Source organism: Kitasatospora sp. NPDC001660 (genome assembly GCF_053596725.1).
Genome location: NZ_JBSFGU010000051.1, coordinates 16,346 through 36,322, shown reverse-complemented (window position 1 = coordinate 36,322; position 19,977 = coordinate 16,346). Strand labels below are relative to the sequence as shown.

Sequence of the window (19,977 nt, the reverse complement as noted above, 5' to 3'; positions counted from 1 at the left end):
CGCGGAGCAGTTGGGGCCAGGGGTCTTGCGTGGTGGAACAGCGTCAGTGCAACAAAAAACCCCTCGTGCCCAGGGCATGCGAGGGGTGGCGCGTCGGTCTGTCACAAGCGGGGCGTGCGTGCCCGCTCAGCCGACGCGCCCGCCAAGTACGAGAATTCGGGTGCGCATGGGATCGACCTTCCTCCCGTCCGGGGGCGCGTGTCAAGCAGGTGGGACGGCCGTCTCGCCATGCGGACCCCCTCCCGGACCTGCCACGGCCCGGTGTCCGGGCAGGTCGCAGGCCCCGTGGTGATCTACGACACGCCCGCCGGGGAGCTCCCCGCGGCCACTCGTCCGGGTGTCGGCGGCCAGGTACGCGCGGCGGGCCGAGAGCGAGCCGAGCGGTCTCGGCAGCGGGTAGCCGCGGCGCGCCAGGGCGCGGCGCAGCCGGGTCTCGTCGAGCGGCGGGGCGAAGGCCGAGCCCTGGCCCTGGCGGCAGCCGAGCTCCTGGAGGGCGGCGATCTGCCGGGGCAGGTCCACCCCCTCGGCGCCGGTGACGAGGCCGAGGTCGCGGCCGAGGCGCAGCGCGTGCCCGGCGAGGGTGCGGCCGAGCGCGGACTCGCCGAGGTCCTGGACGAGGGTGCGGTCCAGCTTGAGCCCGTCGAGCGGGAGCCGGGCGAGGGCGCCCAGCGAGCCGCTGCCGGCGCCGTAGCCGGCCAGCACGGTGGCGACCCCGAGCCGGCGCAACGCGGCCAGGCGGCGGCCGAGTTCGTCGGCGAGGGCGTCCGGGCCCATCCGGGCCACCTCGATCACCAGCTCGCCGGCCGGCAGCCGGCTGTCGCGCAGCGCGGCCGCGACCGTCTCGTACAGTCCGGGCGAGCACAGGCGCTCGGCGGAGAGCCGGACCGCGACGGACACCGGTGCGGGCCCCGAGCGGGAGCGGGAGGGCAGGCCGCGCCGGGCGGCGGCGGCCGCCACCGCCTCCTGGATCAGCCAGCGGGCGAACCGGGTGGCCGCGTCGCCGTGTTCGGCCGAGCGCAGGAACTCGGCGGGGGTGAGCAGCAGGCCCTTCGCCGAACGCCAGCGGGCCTGCGCCTCGACGCCGGTCACCGCGCCGCTGGCGAGGTCCACCACGGGCTGGTGGAGCAGCGTGAAGCCGCCCTCGCGGACGGCGGCCAGCAGCCGCTCCTCCAGCTCGGTGCGGCGCTCCAGGTCGGCCCGCATGGCGGGGCTGTAGAGCACCACCCGGCCCTTGCCCTCGGACTTGGCCCGGTACATCGCGAGGTCGGCGTTGCGCATGAGCTCGTCGGCGCCGGTGCGCGGGTCGGCCGCCGGGCCGCGCTCGGGGGCGCCGAAGGCGATGCCGATGCTGGCGGCGACGCCGAGTTCGGCGCCGCCGATCCAGTACGGCTCCGACACCGCGACCCGCAGCCGCTCGGCCAGCTCCTGGACCTGGAGCCGGCCGAGCGGGCCGCAGACCAGCGCGGCGAACTCGTCGCCGCCGAAACGGGCGACGGTGTCCCCGCAGCGGACGGCGCCCTGGAGGCGGCGGGCGGCCTGCACCAGGAGCTCGTCGCCGACCTGGTGGCCGGCGCTGTCGTTGACCGCCTTGAAGCCGTCCAGGTCGAGGAAGAGCACGGCGACCCCGGCGCCGCCCTGCTCACCCTGGCCGCCCTGGCCGCCCTGCCGGTCACGGCTGCCGAGGGCGGCCCGCAGCCGCTGGGTGAACAGCGCCCGGTTGGGCAGGTCGGTGAGCGGGTCGTGGAAGGCGTTGTGCTGCAACTGGGCCTGGAGCATCACGCGTTCGGTGACGTCCCGGCTGTTGAGGATCAGGCCGTCGCGGTGCCGGCTGACGGTGGACTCGACGTGCAGCCACTCGCCGTCGCCGGAGCCGATCCGGCACTCCACCCGGGCGGACGGCTCGGCCGTGCCGGGCGAGCGGTGCGCGGTGAGGCGGACGCGGGCGAGGTAGCGGCGCACCTCGCCGAGCACCCGGTCGACGTCCTCGGGGTGGACGAGGTCCAGCAGGTTGCCGCCGACCAGCTCCTCCGGGTCGCGCCCGTAGACGCCGAGCGCGGCCGGGGAGACGTACGAGAGCACGCCGCTGGCGCCGGCGATCATGATGACGTCGCTGGAGCCCTGCACCAGGGAGCGGAAGTGCGCCTCCTTGTGGGCGAGTTCCTGGGCGAGCGAGAGGTTGTCGAGCAGCATCACGCCCTGGCGCAGGATGAGCGCGAGGCCGACGGTGCAGGCGGCCGCGGCCACCACCCGGTCGAGCGGGCGCCCGCCGATCGCGTTGTAGAGGATCCCGGCGGTGCAGACCGCGGCCGCCGCGTACGGGGTGAGCACGCTGAACGTGGTGGCCACCCGGCGGCGCGGCATGCCGCCGGCCGACGGGTGCTCGCGCAGCGGGCGGCGCCAGCGCGGCGACCACGGCGCCCAGGCCAGCAGCAGGCTGCCTGCGAACCAGCCGGCGTCGAGGAGTTCGCCGGAGTGGTAGCTGCTGCGCAGCTCCGGGGAGGTGAACAGGGCGTCGCAGAGCACGGTGACGGCGAGCGCCATCATCGCGGTGTGCACGGCGGCCCGGTTGCCGTCCCGGCCGCCGAAGCGCAGCCCGACCACCAGGCTGACCAGCAGGATGTCCAGCACCGGGTAGGCCAGGTTGAGGGCCAGGCGCAGCGGCGAGCCGCCCTCGCCTGCGGCGATCCGGCCGAGCGCAAGGCTCCAGCTGAGGGTGAACAGCGAGCCGGCGATCAGCCAGCCGTCCAGCAGGAGGCAGAGCCAGCCGGCCGCGGAGCGCGGGCGCTGGGCGAGCACCAGGACGCCGGTGATGGCGAGCGGGGCGAACAGCAGGAAGGCGTACTCGGCGAGCGAGTCCTGCGGCAGCGGGGTGCGCACGACGAGCTCGTACCAGCCCCAGGTGCCGTTGCCGAAGGCCACCATGAACGAGGAGAAGCCGAACAGCAGCCAGGCCGGGCGGGCGTGGCCGCCGACCGTGCAGCCGTAGACCAGGCAGGACAGCGCGGCCGCGAGGGCCGCCGCGGCGAGCCCGAAGTCGCCCATGAAGGTGGCGAGTTGGCACGATCCCCAGCCGGTCGCGGCGCCGAAGGCGTAGCCGAGGCAGAGGGCGCCGAGGGCAAGGCAGGGCAGCGCGCGGCTCTCCCGCAGGCGGCGCAGCGGGCCGCGTCCCGCGGCGGGCGTGTCAGCGGCCGGCGCGCCCGGCCGTTCGGCCGCGGGCAGCACCGTGTCGGTGGAGCTCACTTGACCTCTCCCCCTCCGGCGAGGGACCCGGCGCCCCGGCCGCGGACCACCGGCCGCGCGCCGCTTGGCCGTACGCGGTGGCCCGGCGCCCCGCCAGAACGGCGGCCCAGGGGGTGGGCGACCTTCCGGCCGCCGCACCGCACCGATGTTCCCGATCGGGACCCTACACCAATTCCGTCACTCAATGACACACACACTGAACTTAGAGTAATGGTGGGAGGGTAGGGAAATGCACCTGATTCCGGCGGATCTGCCCAGTTGGCAGCGGCGCGCGGATGGGGGCTCACACGGCGCGCACGGGAGCACGCGACGGCGCCCACCTGCCCGGGACCGGTCGGCGGGGTGGGCCGGCCGGTCCGGAGCGGGTGGGCCGGTCAGCCGGCAGCCGGGGCCAGGTCGTCCGGGAACAGGCGGAAGCGGTGGGCCAGCGCGGCCGCCTCGCCCCGGCCGCCGACCGCGAGCTTGCCGAGGATGTTGGAGACGTGCACGCTCGCGGTCTTCGGCGAGATGTACAGCTCCTCGGCGATCTGCCGGTTCGTCCAGCCGCGCGCGAGCAATCGAAGCACGTCCCGCTCACGGGGGGTGAGGCCGAAGGACTCACCCGCCGGCGCGGTCCGCTCCGCGGGGACCGCCGCGGGCGCGGCCGGAGCGAGCGTCAGCCCGGCCCGGTCGGCCAGGCCCGTGATCTCCGTGAGCAGCGGGCGGTCGCCCCGTGCCTCGACCAGTTCCCGCGCCTCGCGCAGCAGTTCGGCGGCCGCCTCGCGCCGCCCGGCCCGCACCTCGGCCTCGCCGGCCCGCAACAGGGCGAGCGCCAGCGGATGCGGCAGGCCGACCGGCCGCAGTGCGACGACCGCGGCGGCCCACTGCTCCGGGGTGTCGGCGCCCTCCGCGCGGGCGAGCTCGCCCTCCAGCAGCCGGGCCCAGCCGTGGTGCAGCGGCGCCTTGGGGGTGAGCCCGGCCGCAGTCGCGGCGATCCCGGCCAGCACCTCGGCCCGCCCCGCCCCGGCCTCCGGCAGGCCCCGGGCGTCCGCCTCCACCGCGGCCCCCTCGAACAGCAGCGGGTACACGTCGGCCTCGTCGCCGAGCCACTGGGCGTCCGCGAGCGCGTCGAGCAACTCGGCGCGGGCCTCCAGCGGCCGGCCGTTCAGCGCGGCGATCCGCACCGCGAGCCGGCTGATCGGCGCCGAGTGCTGGATCTGGCCGACCCGGTTGGCCTCCCGGGCCCGGCCCACGAGGACCGCAGCCTTGGCCAGGTCCCCCTCCAGCAGGGCGACCTCGCCGCGCATCCGTTCGAGGAACTCGGTGTGGGCGAGGGCCGTGCCGTCCGGCTCGCAGTCGCCCAGCACCTCGACGGCCTCCGCGAGGCGCCCGAGGTCGATCAGCGCCTCGGCCAGGTTGCCGGTCAGGATGGAGCCGCTGTTGCGCACCAGGCCGTAGCCGGCCGCGTGCTCCAGGCCCTCGCGGGCCATCGCCATCGCCTCCTCGGCACGGCCGAGCCCGCGCAGCACGCTCGCGAGGTTGTTGATGCCGCGCAGCAGCACGTCCGGCGTGCCGAGGCGGCGGGACGCCTCGACGGCGGCCCGCAGTTCGGCCAGCCCGGACTCGGCGTCGCCCTCCAGGTCGTAGCGCAGACTGGCGAGCGTCATCCGGGCGTGCTGCTCGACGGCGTGCGCGCCGACCTCGCGGGCGATCCGGATCGCCCGCTCGGCGAGCTCGACGTGCTCGCGCCCGGGGTGCTTGAGCATCGCCACCCCGGCCCCGAGTGCGAACACCTCGGCCTGCACCGCGGACGGCGGCAGGTGGTCGACCAGCCGGTGCGCGCGCGCGATCTCCTCGTCGTCGCCCGAGCGTCGCAGGTGGCCGAGCATCCGGGCCCGGTTGATCCGGAACCAGGCCGCGCGCAGCGGGTCCACGCTCTCGTCGACCAGCTTGAGCGCGCGGCGGGCGAGGCTGAGCCCGCGCTCGCGGTCGCCGCTGCGCCGGGCGGCGACCACGGCCTCGGCGAACACGTCGATCAGCTGGATCCGGCCGCAGTTCTCGTCCTGGGGGCCGACGTCGCAGGAGCCGGGCGGGTAGGTCTCGGCCCAGTCGTACGGGCGCAGGGTGTGCGCGAGGACGTCCTCGGAGACCATGTCCCAGAGTTCGAGGGCGCGTTCGAGCATGCGCAGCTGCTCGGCGAAGGCGTTGCGGCGCCGGGCGGCCCGGGCGGCGTCCAGGGCGGTCGGCAGGGCGCGGGCCGGATCGTGCGCGTGGTACCAGTAGTTGGCGAGCCGGGCGGGCAGGGCGTCGCTCGGCACGAGGTGCGGCTCCGCCTCGACGGCGAGCGCGAACTTGCGGTTGATCCGGTGCCGTTCGCCGGGCAGCAGGTCGTCCGAGACGGCCTCGCGGACCAGCGCGTGCCGGAAGCGGTAGCCCTCGCCGTCGCCGTCCGGGCGCAGGATGTTGGCGCCGACGGCCGTCCGCAGGGCCCCGATCAGCTCCTCCTCGTCCGCCATCAGGTCCTCCAGGACGGCGGCGAGCAGGGCGTGTTCGACGTGCGAGCCGCCCTCGGCGGCGATCCGCACCACCTTCTGGGCCTCCTCGTCCAGGCTCTCCACCCGGACCAGCAGGATGTCGCGCAGCGAGTCGGTGAGGCCGGCCCCGCAGCCGTCCTGGAAGGCGGTGGCCAGCTCCTCGACGAAGAACGGGTTGCCCTCGGAGCGGCGGTGGATCCGGTCCACCAGCTGCCGGTCGGGCGCGGCGGTGCCGAGGATGCCGGCCAGCTGGGCGGCGACCTCGCCGCGGCGGAACCGCTCCAGCTCCAGCCGCTGGACGGTGCGCAGCCGTTCGAGCTCGGCGAGGAAGGGGCGCAGCGGGTGGCGGCGGTGCAGGTCGTCGGTGCGGTAGGTGGCGATCAGCAGCACCCGGGCGCGGTGCAGGGTGCGGACCAGGTAGGCGAGGAGTTCGCGGGTGGAACGGTCGGACCAGTGCAGGTCCTCGACGGCGATGACGAGGGTACGGTCCGCGCCGAGCCGCTCGAACAGCCTCGCGGTGTGCTCGAACAGCCGGGCCCGGCCGTACTCGTCGTTCGGTTCGCCGTCGGCGTCGCCGAACTCGGGCAGCAGGCGAGCGAGATGGCCCTCGCTGCCGGCCGCGGCGGCCTCCAGTTCGGCGCCGAGCGTGCGGTGCAGCCGGCGCAGCGCGCCCGCGAGCGGCGCGTACGGGAGGCCCTCGGCGCCGATCTCCAGACAGCCGCCCAGGGTGGTGACCACTCCCCCGCCGTGGCCGGCGCGGTCCAGGAACTCCTCCAGCAGGCGGGTCTTGCCGACGCCCGCCTCGCCGCCGATCAGGACGGTCTGCGGGCTGCCGGAGCCGGCCCGGCGCAGCGCGTCCGCGAGGGCGGTGATCTCGGTGCCGCGGCCGACGAAGACGGGACTCACCGACATCTGCTGCATGGAGGCGAGCATGCCATAGGCGGACGCGCCGGGCCGAGGGGATATCTCGCCCGGCGAACGCCCGGAGGGGGAGGCGCTTTCCTGTCGCGCCTCCCCCTCCGAAGTCCCCTCGGCACTGCTCGGGTGCCGGTCGATCAGCATTCGGTCTTCCGCACGGGGCGGCGCTGGAAGCGGGCGACGACCGGACGGCGCTTGGCGCGGCCGGCGGCCTTGGCCTCGCGGACCAGGCGCTGGTGCTCGGCGCGGGCCTGAAGCTCGTGGACCTGCTGCTGGATGAGCTCGTACTCGATCACGGTGGTTCCTTCTGTGGTGGGTCTCTTTCTTCTCTGTCGGGTAAGACCCTCCTCTCCCAGAGGGGTGCAGCACATCGGCAGGCTTCCCGATCTTCGGGGGCCCGGATGCCTTAGGCGGGGTCGCCCGGGCACGGCAAAGGCCCGGTTCCCTCCCAATGTGGGGGTGGAACCGGGCCTTAGGCCTTACTTAGATGGCCTTAGACGCCTAAGACGCCTTAGGACCTCAGGCACAGACGCCCAGCTTCTCCAGACTGTGCTTACTGTCCTTCCGCGGCGAGCCGCTCCAGGCTGTGCTTACTGTCCTTCCGCGGCAAGCCGCTCCAGGATCAGATCCTTCACGCGGGCGGCGTCCGCCTGTCCGCGGGTGGCCTTCATGACCGCGCCGACCAGCGCGCCCACGGCCGCGACCTTGCCGTCGCGGATCTTGGCGGCGACGGCCTCGTTCTCGGCGATGGCCTGGTCGACGGCGGCGCCGAGCGCGGAGTCGTCCGAGACGACGGCCAGGCCGCGCTTCTCGACGACCTCGTCCGGCTCGCCCTCGCCGGCCAGCACGGCCTCGATGACCTGGCGGGCCAGCTTGTCGTTCAGCTTGCCCTCGGCGACCAGCGCGGCGACCCGGGCGACCTGCGCCGGGGTGATCGGCTGCTCGGTGAGCTCGGTGCCGGTCTCGTTGGCGCGGCGGGCCAGCTCGCCCATCCACCACTTGCGGGCCTGGTCGGCCGGGGCGCCGGCGGCGATGGTCTCCTGGATCGGCTCGACCGCACCGGCGTTGAGGACGGACTGCATGTCCTTGTCGGACAGGCCCCACTCGGCCTGGAGGCGGGCCCGGCGCACGCGCGGCAGCTCGGGCAGCCCGGCGCGCAGCTCCTCGACCCACTCGCGCGAGGGGGCGATCGGCACCAGGTCCGGCTCCGGGAAGTAGCGGTAGTCCTCCGCCTCCTCCTTGACGCGGCCCGAGGTGGTGGAGCCGTCGTCCTCGTGGAAGTGGCGGGTCTCCTGGATGATCGTGCCGCCGTCGGTCAGCACCGTGGCGTGGCGCTGGATCTCGTACCGGGCGGCCCGCTCCACGCTGCGCAGCGAGTTGACGTTCTTGGTCTCCGAGCGGGTGCCGAACTTCTCGGTGCCGTTCGGGCGCAGCGACAGGTTGACGTCGCAGCGCATCTGGCCCTTGTCCATGCGCGCCTCGGACACGCCGAGCGCCCGGATCAGCTCGCGCAGTTCGGTGACGTAGGCCTTGGCGACCTCGGGGGCGCGCTCGCCGGCGCCGACGATCGGCTTGGTGACGATCTCGATCAGCGGGATGCCGGCCCGGTTGTAGTCGAGCAGCGAGTACTCGGCACCGTGGATGCGGCCGGTGGCGCCGCCGACGTGGGTGGACTTGCCGGTGTCCTCCTCCATGTGGGCGCGCTCGATCTCCACGCGGAAGGTCGAGCCGTCCTCCAGCTGCACGTCGAGGTAGCCGTTGAAGGCGATCGGCTCGTCGTACTGCGAGGTCTGGAAGTTCTTGGGCATGTCCGGGTAGAAGTAGTTCTTCCGCGCGAACCGGCACCACTCGGCGATCTCGCAGTTGAGCGCCAGGCCGATCTTGACCGCCGACTCCACACCGGTCGCGTTGACCACCGGCAGCGAGCCCGGCAGGCCCAGGCAGGTCGGGCAGGTCTGGCTGTTCGGCTCGGCGCCCAGCTCGGTCGAGCAACCGCAGAACATCTTGGTCTTGGTGCCCAGCTCGACGTGGACCTCAAGGCCCATCACCGGGTCGTACGACGCGAGAGCGTCCTCGTAGGAGACCAGGTTCATGACGCTCACAGCGTCCCTTCACTCATAAGACTTGGGAGGTACGGGCCCGGCCGCCGCTCGCGCGGGGCCGGGCCAGGGCGCTCAGCTCAGCCCAGCAGCACGTCGTCGGAGCCGAGCTGCCGCAGCTCGCGCACCAGCAGGGCGGTGCCGGTGATCAGCGCGGCGGCGCCGACCAGGGCGTTGACCAGCTTCAGGGTGTCGCTCTCCTCGCGGGCCTTGCGGACGTCCTTGACGACGGAGATCGCACCGAAGGCGCTGGTTCCGATGGACAGCCACAGGCCGGGCTTGGTGTGCTTGAAGCCCTTGGCCTTCTCGATCTTGCTCACAGTGCCGGTGCCTCCTCCAGCAGGGTGTGCCCCCACTTGTCGTTGAGTGCGGCCTCGACGGCGCCGCCCACGCGGTACAGGCGGTCGTCCGCCATCGCGGGTGCGATGATCTGCAGGCCGACCGGGAGATTGTCCTCCGGGGCCAGACCGACCGGCAGCGACATGGCCGCGTTGCCCGCCAGGTTCGACGGGATCGTGCACAGGTCGGCCAGGTACATCGCCATCGGGTCGTCGGCGCGCTCGCCGATCGGGAAGGCGGTGGTCGGCGTGGTCGGCGAGACCAGCACGTCCACACCGGCGAAAGCGGCGTCGAAGTCGCGCGAGATGAGCGTGCGGACCTTCTGGGCCGAGCCGTAGTAGGCGTCGTAGTAGCCCGAGGAGAGGGCGTAGGTGCCGAGCATGATGCGGCGCTTCACCTCGGGGCCGAAACCGGCCTCGCGGGTGAGGGCGGTGACCTCCTCGGCCGAGCGCGAGCCGTCGTCGCCGACCCGCAGGCCGTAGCGCATGGCGTCGAAGCGGGCCAGGTTGGAGGAGCACTCCGACGGCGCGATCAGGTAGTACGCGGGCAGCGCCAGGGTGAAGGACGGGCAGGACACCTCGACGACCTCGGCGCCCAGCTCGCGCAGCAGCTCCACCGACTCGTTGAAGCGCTGCATCACGCCGGCCTGGTAGCCCTCGCCGGCGAACTCCTTGACGACACCGATGCGCATGCCGCGCACGTCGCGCAGCTTCGCGGCCTCGACGACGGCCGGGACGGGCGCGTCGATCGAGGTGGAGTCCAGCGGGTCGTGCCCGGCGATGGCCTCGTGCAGCAGCGCCGCGTCCAGCACGGTGCGGGCGCACGGGCCGCCCTGGTCCAGGCTGCTGGAGAACGCGATCAGGCCGTAGCGGGAGACCGCGCCGTAGGTCGGCTTGACGCCGACGGTGCCGGTGACGGCGCCGGGCTGGCGGATCGAGCCGCCGGTGTCGGTGCCGATCGCCAGCGGGGCCTCGAAGGCGGCCAGCGCCGCGGCCGAACCGCCGCCGGAACCGCCGGGGATGCGGGAGAGGTCCCACGGGTTGCCGGTCGGGCCGTAGGCCGAGTTCTCGGTGGAGGAGCCCATCGCGAACTCGTCCATGTTGGTCTTGCCGAGGATGACGACGCCGGCGTCCCTGAGTCGCGTGGTCAGCGTGGCGTCGTACGGCGGGATCCAGCCTTCGAGGATCTTGGAGCCGCAGGTGGTCGGCACGCCCTTGGTGGTGAAGACGTCCTTCAGCGCGAGCGGGACGCCGGCCAGCGGGCCCAGCTCCTCGCCGCGGGCGCGCTTCTCGTCGACGGCCTTGGCGGCGTCCAGCGCGCCCTCGGTGTCGACGTGCAGGAAGGCGTTGACCTTCTTGTCGACCGCGTCGATGCGGTCCAGGTGCGCCTGCGCGACCTCGACGGCGGACACCTCGCCCTTGGCGATGGCGGCGGCGGTCTCGGCGGCCGTGTAACGGATCAGCTCGGTCATCTCGGTCAGTCCTCCCCGAGGATCTGCGGCACACGGAAACGCTGCTCCTCGGCGGCGGGCGCGCTCGCGAGCGCCTGCTCCGGGGTGAGCGACGGCCGCACCTCGTCCGCCCGCATGACGTTGGTCAGCGGAAGCGGGTGGGAGGTCGGCGGGACGTCCTGTCCGGCGACTTCGGAAACGCGGGCGACCGCGCCGATGATCACGTCGAGCTGCTCGGCGAAGTGGTCCAGCTCTTCGGGCTTCAGCTCAAGACGCGACAGCCGGGCGAGGTGGGCGACCTCCTCGCGCGTGATGCCAGGCATGCAGCGATCCTCAGGGTGAGTTCTGGTGAGGCCCGGCGCTGCTTCAGCGGTGCCGGGCCCGGGCAGGAGCAGCCGGCTCGGCGCTCCCGTCCTCGTGGTCTTTGGACCCCATCCTATGGGGCCCGGCCCGGCCACCGGCCAACGAGTAACCGGCGGCGCGGTCACTGCGGCCTGGTCCGGGCCCAACTCTGCGCCCCCGGCGCCTTGATCTCCATCTGCGCGGCCTGCACGGCCTGCACGACGGGAGGCAGGACGGGCGGGAGCGTCGGCGGCAGGACCGGCGGCATCGCGGGCTTGCCGCCGGGGATCTTCTGGACGGCCGGCTTGATGACGGGCGGCAGCGTGGCGGCCAGCCGCTCCATGGTCGGGGTGCCGGTGCGGTGCACCCGCAGCCAGGCGGTGGCCTGCTCGGGCGGCAGCGCGGCCGACACCAGCCAGCCCTGCACCGCGTCCACGCCCATGCAGTGCAGCCGCTCCCAGGTCTCGTCGTCCTCGACGCCCTCGGCGACCACGGTCAGCCCCAGCGAGTGCGCCAGCTCCACCGAGCAGCGGACCACCGCCGCGTCGTGGTCGTCGGCGACCATCCGGGAGACGAACGAGCGGTCGATCTTCAGCTCGCCGACCGGCAGGCTGCGCAGCCGCACCAGCGAGGAGTGACCGGTGCCGAAGTCGTCCAGGGACATTCCGACGCCGTAGCCGCGCAGCTCGGCCAGGGTGTCGGCGGCCCGCCGGGAGTCGTCCAGCAGGAGCCGCTCGGTGATCTCCAGCTGGAGCGCGTGGGCCGGCACCTGGTGGCGCACCAGGTGCCCGGCGACGCGCTGCGCGAAGCCGGGGTTGAGCACGTCGCGCGGCGAGACGTTCACCGCGACCTGCACCTGCAGGCCCTGGTCGCGCCAGTACGCGAGCTGGCCGACCGCGGCCTCCAGCACGTAGTCGGTCAGCCGCGGCATCAGCCCGCTGGACTCGGCGAGCCCGACGAACTCGTCCGGCGACACCCGGCCCTGGCCCGGCCGCTCCCAGCGCAGCAGCGCCTCCAGACCCACCACCCGGCCGTCGAAGGCCACCTTCGGCTGGTAGTGCAACTGCACCTCGCCGGTCTCCAGGGCCCGGCGCAGGTCCCCCAGGAGCCCGATCCGGTACGGCGTGTCGGCGTCCTGCGTCTCGTCGTACTGCTCGACGCCGCTGCGCCCGCGCTGGGCGTGGCCCATCGCGACGTCGGCGCGGCGCAGCAGCGACTCGGCGTCCTGGGCGTGCTGCGGGAAGACGCAGACGCCCGCGCTGGCCTCCAGGACGAGCAGCAGCCCGTCCAGCCGGATCGGGGCGGCGAGTTCGGCGATCAGCGCCCTGGCGACGCGCTCCAGGCAGTCCGGGCAGTTGATGCCGGGCAGCAGGACGGCGAACTCGTCGCCGCCCATCCGGGCCACCATCGGGCGGCCGCGGCGGTAGTGCCGGGGCAGGCCGGCGAAGACGTCGTCGATGGACTCCCGGGTGGGGCTGCCGGCCGAACCGCCGGAGCGCAGGGCGCGGTGCAGCCGGCGGGCGATGTGCACGAGGAGCCGGTCACCGGCGGTGTGACCGAGCGTATCGTTGAGTGATCGGAAGCGATCGAGGTCGAGCAGTATGAGACCGACGCTGTAGCCCTGTTCGTGCTCGGCTATCGCCTCCTGGGCGGCCAGCAGCAGGGCCTGACGGTTGGGCAGGTCCGTCAGCGGGTCGGTCAGCTGGTCGCGGGCGCGGTCCCGGGCGATCCGCCACGCCGCGACCAGGACGGCCAGCGGCACCGCGAACAGCGGCAACAGCTCGGGTTCGTACCGGTAGACCAGGACGGCCAGCGGGATGAGCGGCGCGGCACCGGCCAGCAGCACGCCGAGCAGCAGGACCGCACCCGCCACCCCCTGCGGCGGGCGTGTGGGCGCGCCGCCGGTCGTACGATCCATAAGCCCTGTCCTCCGTCGGGCCCGCCCCGTCAGGCCGCCTTACGGTGAGGCACCGTGCCGGTACCGACTGCTGGCGGGCATGGAGCGACCCCGCGGAGTACCGGCTCAGCCGGTGCCCCCACCCCTGCTGACACTCTGTTGCGCTCCAGGGTATGCCGGGGCCCACCCGGTGGGCAGACTTTCGGACAACCGGAAACGCGCCACCGTGCCCGGGTGTCGCCCAGTGACACTGTGCCCGCTTTCACTGAACGGCACCCGGTGACGTTGCATCAGGACGATAACAAGGCGGATTCGGCCACTCGCGGCTCGGGTCAGCCCGCGGCGGGGGCCTCCTCGGGCTCGTCGAGTCCCAGGTGGGCGCGGGCCGCGGCCGGGCCGTCGGCGAGCAGGACGGCGAAGCCGGCGTCGTCCAGGATCGGCAGGCCGAGCTGAACGGCCTTGTCGTACTTGGACCCTGGATTGTCACCCGCGACCAGGAAATCGGTCTTCTTCGACACCGATCCGGTCACCTTCGCTCCGCGCGAGGTCAGCGCCTCCTTGGCGCCGTCCCGGGTGTGCCCGACCAGCGTGCCGGTGACCACCACGGTCAGGCCCTCCAGCGGGCGCTCCGCCTCCCCCTCGTCCGCGGGCTCCTCGACGAAGCGGACGCCGGCCGCGCGCCACTTCTCCAGGATCTCCCGGTGCCACTCCTCCTGATACCACTCGATGATCGAGCGGGCGGTGCCGGTCCCGACGCCCTCGGTGGCGGCCAGCCGCTCCTCGTCGGCCGCGAAGATCGCGTCCAGGTCGCGGAACTCGCGCGCCAGCGCCTGGGCGGCCACCGGGCCGACGTGACGGATGGACAGCCCGTTGAGGTAGCGCCAGAGCGGGCGCTCCTTGGCGTTGTTGAGATTCTCCAGCAGCAGGCCGGTGGTCTTCTTGGCCGCACCCGTGGTGGTGGCGAAGAAGAACACCTCCTTCTCCTCGCCCGTGACGTCGTCCAGCTTCGGCATACCGGTCTTCTGGTCCCGGACCAGCACCCTGATCGGCAGCAACCGCTCCTCGGTCAGGCCGAAGATGTCGCCCTCGTTGCGCACCGGCGCCTCGGTCGGCTCCAGCGGCTGGGTCAGCGCGGTGGCGGCGACGTAGCCGAGACCCTCGATGTCCAGGCACGACCGCCCGCCGAGGAAGGCGATCCGCTCGCGGATCTGGGCCGGGCAGAACCGGGCGTTCGGGCAGCGCAGATCGATGTCGCCCTCGGCCATCGGGCGCAGCTCGCTGCCGCACTCCGGGCAGTGCGAGGGCATCACGAAGGCCTCCTCGGTGCCGTCCCGCAGGTCGTAGACCGGGCCGAGGATCTCCGGGATGACGTCACCGGCCTTGCGCAGCACCACGGTGTCGCCGAGCAGGACGTCCTTGGCCTTGACGATCTCCTGGTTGTGCAGCGTCGCGTACTGGACCATCGAACCGGCCACCTTCACCGGCTCGGCCAGCACCGCGTACGGGGTGGCCCGGCCGGTGCGGCCGATGCCGACCTTGATCTCGGCCAGCTTGCCGGTGACCTCCTCCGGCGGGTACTTCCAGGCGATCGCCCAGCGCGGGGACTTGGAGGTGGCGCCGAGCCGGCCCTGCAGGGCGATCTCGTCCACCTTGACCACGACGCCGTCGATCTCGTGCTCGACGGAGTGCCGCTGCTCGCCGTAGTGCTTGATGAACGCCCGTACCTCAGTGAGGGTCTTCACCACCTTGTTGTGCCGGGCGGTGGGCAGGCCCCACTCGTACAGCAGGTCGTAGGCGTGCGACTGGTTGTCGATGTCGAAGCCGACCCGGGCACCGATGCCGTGCACCACCATGTGCAGCGGGCGGGAGGCGGTGACGCGCGGGTCCTTCTGGCGCAGCGAACCGGCGGCGGCGTTACGAGGGTTCATGAACAGCCGGATCATCGCCCGGGGCCGCTTGCCCTCCTTGGCGCGCTCCTCGTTCTCCTGGCGACGGCGCTCGTTCTCCTCCGCGAAGGAGGCGTTGAGCGCGTCGAAGGCCTCGGTCGGGAAGTAGACCTCGCCGCGGATCTCCACCAGCTCGGGGATGTCGTCGCCCTTGAGCTGGTGCGGGATCTCCTTGATGGTGCGGACGTTGGCGGTGATGTCCTCGCCGACCCGGCCGTCGCCGCGGGTCGCCGCCTGCACCAACTGGCCGTTCTCGTAGGTGAGGTTGACGGCCAGGCCGTCCACCTTGAGCTCGCACAGGAAGTGGTAGTCGATGCCGTGCAGCTCGGTGGCGACCCGCTCGGCCCAGGCGGCGAGCTCGTCGTCGTCCATGGCGTTGTCGAGGCTGAGCAGCCGCTCGCGGTGCTCGACCTCGGCGAACAGTTCGGTGGGTGCGCCGCCGACCTTCTGGGTCGGCGAGTCCGGGGTGACCAGGGCCGGGTGCTCGGCCTCGATGGCCTCCAGCTCGCGCATCAGGGCGTCGAACTCGGCGTCGCTGACGACCGGCGCGTCCTGCTCGTAGTACCGGGCGCGGTGGTCGGTGATCTCCTGTGCCAGCTCGGCGTGCCGCCTGCGCACCTCCGCCGGGACGTCCTCCCAGCCCTCGACCGCCACCACCGCAAGCCCTCCTACGTTCTCATTCCGGGTTGTCCACCAGGCTCTGCGCCGCCCGCGCCGCGAGCAACAGCGCCTTGCGCGCGTACGCCGGGGAGGCCCCGGCCAGCCCACAGGTCGGTGTCACCAGCACACGACGGCCCAGCAGCTCCGGGGCGAACCCGAGCCTGCGCCACAAGGTCCTGACACCCTGGACACTACCGGCCGGGTCCGACACCTCCTGGTCAGCGGAGGGGACGACACCCGCGAGGATCGTCGTGCCCGCCTCGACGGCCTCGCCGAGGTCGTCGTCCGCGCGCTCGGTCAGCAGCGAGAAGTCCAGCGAGACGCCGGCCACGCCCGCCCGGCGCAGCAGCGGGATCGGCACCTCCGGCGCGCAGCAGTGCACGATCACGGGCGCGTCCAGGGCCCGGATCAGCTCGCGCAACTGCTCCTCGGCGACCTGCCGGTCCACCGCGCGCAGCCGCTGGAAGCCGCTGGCGGTCTTCACGGCGCCGGCCAGCACGGCGGGCAGCGAGGGCTCGTCGAGCTGGAGCACCACCTCCGCGCCGGGCACCCGCTTGCGGACCTCGGCGAGGTGGCGGCGCAGGCCCTCGGTGAGCGACTCGGCGATGTCCCGGCAGGCGCCGCGGTCCGCGAGGGCCTTCTCACCGTGCTTCAGCTCGATGGAGGCGGCCAGCGTCCACGGCCCGACGGCCTGGACCTTGAGCGCGCCCCGGTGGCCCTGGGTGAACTCCTCCAGCGCGTCGAGGTCCTCGCCGAGCCACGAGTGGGCCCGCCTGGTGTCCCGGCCGGGGCGGTCGGCGAAGCGCCAGCCGCTCGGCTCGGTCTGCGCGAACAGCTCGACCAGCAGGCCGGCGCTGCGGCCGATCATGTCGGCGCCCGGCCCGCGCGCGGGCAGCTCGGGCAGGAACGGCAGGTGTTCCAGGGCCCCCGTGGAGGTCCTGGCGGCCTCCCGCGCGTCGGTGCCGGGCAGCGAGCCGACGCCGGTGGCGGCGCCGTGCAGGTCGGGGAAGGGGTGTGGGGTGCTCACCCGTCCGAGCCTAGTGCGCGGCGCCGTTCGTGTTTCAGCGCCCCGGGCGGACGGTGATCTCGGTGATCTCCGCGTCGCGGGAGGCGTCGAGCGCGGCGAGGATCGCCCTCGCCACCGACTCCGGCTCGATCCAGCGGGTGGCGTCGTACTCCTTGCCCTCCTGCTGGTGCACCTTGACCTGCATCGCCGTCGCGGTGCGGCCGGGGTAGACGGAGGTGACCCGGACGCCGCTCGCGTGCTCCTCCTGGCGCAGCGCGTCGGCGAGCGCCTTGAGACCGTGCTTGCTCGCCGCGTACGCCGCCCAGTCGGCGTGGGCGCTCAGCCCTGCGCCGGAGTTGACGAAGACGACGTGGCCCTTGGCCAGGCGCAGCGAGGGCAGCAGCAGCCGGGTCAGCTCGGCGGGCGCGACCAGGTTGACGTTGAGCGTCTCCTGCCACGCCTTGACCGGCAGGTCACCGACCGGGCCCAGCTCGACGACGCCCGCGACGTGCAGCAGGGAGTCCAGTTCGACGGGCAGCTGCTGGTGCCCGAAGGCCCAGGACAGCTTGGCCGGGTCGCCCAGGTCGCCGACCAGGGTGCGGGCGCCGGGGAAGCGCTCGCGCAGCTCGGCGGCCCGGCGGGCGTCGCGGGCCAGCAGCCAGAGGTCGTCGCCGCGCTCGGCGAGGCGCCCGGCCAGGACGGCGCCGATGCCCGAGCCCGCGCCGGTGATCAGATGTGCAGCCATGGCCCCGATCCTCTCAGGCCTTGAGCTGCTCGAAGACCTCGGCCGGGGTGTCGGCGAAGGTGATCAGCTCGCCGAGCGGCCGCGGCAGGAACCCCTCGGTGTCCATCCGCTCCAGCTGGGTGCGCATCCCCGAGTAGAACCCCTCGGTGTCGAGGACCACCACCGGCTTCTCGAACATCCCGTGCTTCTTGAGCTCCAGCACCTCGGTGACCTCGTCCAGGGTGCCCAGCCCGCCCACCAGCACGACGATGGCGTCCGCCCGGGCGGCCAACTCCGCCTTGCGCTCGGCCAGGTCTCGGGTCATGACGAGCTCGTCGGCGCCGACGTACCCCTTGTGCTTCAGCATCTCGACCAGCACGCCCACGAGCTTGCCGCCGGCCGCCCTCACCTCATCGGCGAGCAGACCCATGAGCCCGGCGTTCGAGCCGCCCCAGACCAGGGTGTGCCCGCCCTCCCCCAGCAGCCGGGCGAACTCGGCGGCGGGGGCGGAGTATCGGTCGTCGAGCGAGTACGCGGAGCAGAAGACGCAGATATTCATAGTGCTCATTGGTCTATCACGCCCCACCGCCCTCACTCACCCGGTTTGGCCGCCGCCCGTCGTGCGTACCTGTCAGGTGCGGCATCCGGACCGCACCGTCGCTCGATCCCCAGGTCAGACGTGCCGGGCCGGGCTCCGGGAAGTCCTCCGGCCGGGTGAGCGGAGCGGCGGACGCTCGATGGCGGGCTCCCCCGCGGCGGGCTAGTCATGTCCTTGACGCCCTGTCGGGTCGCCGTGCGGAAACGGTGCCCCGGGGCTTCCCCTGTCGGTTTCACTGAAAGGACATGCACGACATGGCTGGCATCACGATGCGTCGGCGGATTCCCGCTCTTCTCGCGGCGACCGGGTTGGCCGTACTGGTCACCACAGGCGCGGCTCAGGCGGGCGCCCCGGTGGGCCATGCGGTATCCGGTGGATCGCCCTGCAGATCGACCGAGCAGGGCGCGACGGTTCCCGGTCCGGCCGACGACCCCGCCGGGCCGGACGGGAAGGAGCACTGCAAGCGGGTCGACGTCGGCGCGAAGATCGTCGCCACCAGCCCGCAGGTCATCCCGACGAACACCCAAACCAAGATCACCTTCACCCAGGCCGAGTTCGACACGGACGCGATGTTCGACCCGGTGAACTCGACCCTCGTGGTCCACACGCCCGGGCGCTACTACCTCCAGGGGAAGCTCTTCTGGAACTTCCTCCCGAACGCGAGCGCCGTGCGCGACCTGTCCGTCCTGGTCAACGGCGTGCGGGTCTCCGAGGGCGAGAAGGGCGCCGACAACCCCCACGACACGTCGCAGGACACCTCGACGATCGTCGACCTGAAAGTCGGTGACGTGATCGAGCTCGACGCCTTCCAGACCACCGGAAACAACGCCAGCTCGGTGCTCTTCACCAACAGCGCCGGGAGGCCCATCTTCCCTCAGCTCATGGCCGAGCGGCTCGCGCCGTAACCGCACCGCGCCGAACCGCCCCCCGGGGTGCCGGGCTCCCCGGCCGGCGCCCCGGGGGACCCACCGAGAACAGACACGGACAGTCGGCCCGGCTGGACCGGCCCGCCCAGTCGGTCAGGCCTTGACCGCCGGGCGCTCCGTCGTCGCGATGGTGGCCGAGCCGACCACCCGGGTGCCGTCGTACAGCACCACGGCCTGGCCGGGGGCGATGCCGCGGGCCGGGGAGTCCAGGCGGACGCGGAGCTCGCCGTCGACGACGGAGGCGAAGACCGGCACCTTCTCGCCGTGCGCGCGCAGCTGGGCGGTGTAGCGGCCGTCGGCGGCCGGCTCGCCGCCGCACCAGCGCGGGCGGATCGCGCTCAGCCCGGTCACGTCCAGGCCCTCGGCCGGGCCGACGGTGACGGTGTTGTTCACCGGGGAGATGTCGAGCACGTAGCGCGGCTTGCCGTCCGGCGCCGGGCGGCCGATCCGCAGGCCCTTGCGCTGGCCGATGGTGAAGCCGTACGCGCCGTCGTGCTCGCCGAGCTTGGTGCCGTCCACGTCGAGGATGTCACCGGTCGCGGTGCCGAGGTGCCTGGCGAGGAAGCCCTGGGTGTCGCCGTCCGCGATGAAGCAGATGTCGTGGCTGTCCGGCTTCTTGGCGACGGCCAGGCCCCGGCGCTCGGCCTCCTCGCGGATGACGTCCTTGGTGGTGTCGCCGAGCGGGAAGAGGGAGTGGGCGAGTTGGTCGGCGTCGAGCACGCCGAGCACGTAGGACTGGTCCTTGGCGGCGTCCACGGCGCGGTGCAGCTCGCGGCGGCCGTCCGGCAGGTCGACGATCCGGGCGTAGTGGCCGGTGCAGACGGCGTCGAAGCCGAGCGCGATCGCCTTGTCCAGCAGCGCGGCGAACTTGATCTTCTCGTTGCAGCGCAGGCACGGGTTGGGGGTGCGGCCGGCGGCGTACTCGGCGACGAAGTCGTCGATCACGTCCTCACGGAAGCGCTCGGCGAGGTCCCACACGTAGAAGGGGATGCCGATGACGTCGGCGGCGCGGCGGGCGTCCCGGGAGTCCTCGATGGTGCAGCAGCCGCGGGCGCCGGTCCGGAAGGACTGCGGGTTCGACGACAGCGCCAGGTGGACGCCGGTCACCTCGTGCCCCGCTTCGGCGGCACGGGCGGCGGCGACGGCGGAGTCCACCCCGCCGGACATCGCCGCGAGCACACGCAGACGGCCAGTGGACGGAGCGGTCGGGGCACCCGGGAAGTCAGTCATGATGGCAACAAGCCTACGTGCTGCCGCACCTGTTCCCCGAGCCGATGCCGGCGCCGCACAGCCGGGCCCGCCGGACAACGGCATGCGCC

The 19,977-nt window shown here is 73.3% G+C and carries 13 protein-coding genes and 1 pseudogene; 1 reads left to right on the top strand and 13 read right to left on the bottom strand.

The features are described 5' to 3' along the window. Nucleotides 1-201: 201 nt before the first annotated feature. The 12 genes and pseudogenes from ACWCXH_RS33550 to ACWCXH_RS33495 form a co-directional block, all read right to left on the bottom strand. Nucleotides 202-3,240: a putative bifunctional diguanylate cyclase/phosphodiesterase gene (locus ACWCXH_RS33550; RefSeq protein WP_449805284.1), complete on the bottom strand. Its 3,039-nt coding sequence runs from the start codon at nucleotides 3,238-3,240 to the stop codon at nucleotides 202-204. A 374-nt stretch (nucleotides 3,241-3,614) separates the two neighbouring features. Then, nucleotides 3,615-6,674, bottom strand: a complete 3,060-nt coding sequence (locus tag ACWCXH_RS33545; RefSeq protein ID WP_449805283.1) for a helix-turn-helix transcriptional regulator — start codon at nucleotides 6,672-6,674, stop codon at nucleotides 3,615-3,617. A 134-nt stretch (nucleotides 6,675-6,808) separates the two neighbouring features. Then, nucleotides 6,809-6,967, bottom strand: a complete 159-nt coding sequence (locus tag ACWCXH_RS33540) for a hypothetical protein (protein WP_449805282.1) — start codon at nucleotides 6,965-6,967, stop codon at nucleotides 6,809-6,811. A 294-nt stretch (nucleotides 6,968-7,261) separates the two neighbouring features. Next, nucleotides 7,262-8,773, bottom strand: coding sequence for an Asp-tRNA(Asn)/Glu-tRNA(Gln) amidotransferase subunit GatB (gene gatB, locus ACWCXH_RS33535; RefSeq protein ID WP_449805281.1), 1,512 nt, complete (start codon nucleotides 8,771-8,773; stop codon nucleotides 7,262-7,264). A gap of 77 nt (nucleotides 8,774-8,850) precedes the next feature. Further along, nucleotides 8,851-9,090 carry a hypothetical protein gene (locus ACWCXH_RS33530; protein ID WP_393029426.1) on the bottom strand — a complete coding sequence of 80 codons (240 nt, stop codon included), beginning with the start codon at nucleotides 9,088-9,090 and terminating at the stop codon, nucleotides 8,851-8,853. Continuing rightward, the gene (gatA, locus tag ACWCXH_RS33525) at nucleotides 9,087-10,580 is read right to left on the bottom strand and encodes an Asp-tRNA(Asn)/Glu-tRNA(Gln) amidotransferase subunit GatA (protein ID WP_449805280.1); all 1,494 of its coding nucleotides are present in this window, start codon (nucleotides 10,578-10,580) and stop codon (nucleotides 9,087-9,089) included. Before gatA ends, ACWCXH_RS33530 begins: the two co-directional genes overlap by 4 nt. Before the next feature lie 5 nt (nucleotides 10,581-10,585). After that, nucleotides 10,586-10,882 carry an Asp-tRNA(Asn)/Glu-tRNA(Gln) amidotransferase subunit GatC gene (gene gatC / locus ACWCXH_RS33520; RefSeq protein ID WP_329927886.1) on the bottom strand — a complete coding sequence of 99 codons (297 nt, stop codon included), beginning with the start codon at nucleotides 10,880-10,882 and terminating at the stop codon, nucleotides 10,586-10,588. Nucleotides 10,883-11,043: 161 nt separating this feature from the next. Then, a pseudogene (locus tag ACWCXH_RS33515) lies at nucleotides 11,044-12,756 on the bottom strand (putative bifunctional diguanylate cyclase/phosphodiesterase); the annotation flags it as partial. Nucleotides 12,757-13,130: 374 nt separating this feature from the next. Beyond that, complete coding sequence (gene ligA, locus ACWCXH_RS33510; protein WP_449805279.1) at nucleotides 13,131-15,401, bottom strand: NAD-dependent DNA ligase LigA; 2,271 nt, start codon at nucleotides 15,399-15,401, stop codon at nucleotides 13,131-13,133. Nucleotides 15,402-15,420: 19 nt separating this feature from the next. Next, nucleotides 15,421-16,431 carry a methionine synthase gene (locus tag ACWCXH_RS33505; RefSeq protein ID WP_449805278.1) on the bottom strand — a complete coding sequence of 337 codons (1,011 nt, stop codon included), beginning with the start codon at nucleotides 16,429-16,431 and terminating at the stop codon, nucleotides 15,421-15,423. Between the two features lie 34 nt (nucleotides 16,432-16,465). Further along, a complete protein-coding gene (locus tag ACWCXH_RS33500) occupies nucleotides 16,466-17,155 on the bottom strand; it encodes an SDR family oxidoreductase (RefSeq protein WP_449805277.1) in 690 nt (229 codons plus the stop codon). A gap of 13 nt (nucleotides 17,156-17,168) precedes the next feature. Then, nucleotides 17,169-17,693 carry an LOG family protein gene (locus ACWCXH_RS33495; RefSeq protein ID WP_449805292.1) on the bottom strand — a complete coding sequence of 175 codons (525 nt, stop codon included), beginning with the start codon at nucleotides 17,691-17,693 and terminating at the stop codon, nucleotides 17,169-17,171. A gap of 293 nt (nucleotides 17,694-17,986) precedes the next feature. On the opposite strand from ACWCXH_RS33495, the gene ACWCXH_RS33490 reads away from it, so the two are divergent. Further along, the gene (locus ACWCXH_RS33490) at nucleotides 17,987-18,637 is read left to right on the top strand and encodes a hypothetical protein (RefSeq protein ID WP_449805276.1); all 651 of its coding nucleotides are present in this window, start codon (nucleotides 17,987-17,989) and stop codon (nucleotides 18,635-18,637) included. Between the two features lie 114 nt (nucleotides 18,638-18,751). Here ACWCXH_RS33490 and mnmA read toward each other — a convergent pair whose 3' ends face one another. Continuing rightward, on the bottom strand, nucleotides 18,752-19,888 hold the full coding sequence (gene mnmA, locus ACWCXH_RS33485; RefSeq protein WP_449805275.1) for a tRNA 2-thiouridine(34) synthase MnmA: 1,137 nt from the start codon (nucleotides 19,886-19,888) through the stop codon (nucleotides 18,752-18,754). Nucleotides 19,889-19,977: the final 89 nt, after the last annotated feature.

Excerpts from the sequence above, each read along its gene's own strand:
- gatA (WP_449805280.1), bottom strand. The coding sequence starts at position 10,580 with ATGACCGAGCTGATCCGTTACACGGCCGCCGAGACCGCCGCCGCCATC.
- ACWCXH_RS33545 (WP_449805283.1), bottom strand. The coding sequence starts at position 6,674 with ATGCAGCAGATGTCGGTGAGTCCCGTCTTCGTCGGCCGCGGCACCGAG.
- ACWCXH_RS33500 (WP_449805277.1), bottom strand. The coding sequence starts at position 17,155 with ATGGCTGCACATCTGATCACCGGCGCGGGCTCGGGCATCGGCGCCGTC.
- ACWCXH_RS33495 (WP_449805292.1), bottom strand. The coding sequence starts at position 17,693 with ATGAATATCTGCGTCTTCTGCTCCGCGTACTCGCTCGACGACCGATAC.
- gatC (WP_329927886.1), bottom strand. The coding sequence starts at position 10,882 with ATGCCTGGCATCACGCGCGAGGAGGTCGCCCACCTCGCCCGGCTGTCG.
- mnmA (WP_449805275.1), bottom strand. The coding sequence starts at position 19,888 with ATGACTGACTTCCCGGGTGCCCCGACCGCTCCGTCCACTGGCCGTCTG.
- ACWCXH_RS33490 (WP_449805276.1), top strand. The coding sequence starts at position 17,987 with ATGGCTGGCATCACGATGCGTCGGCGGATTCCCGCTCTTCTCGCGGCG.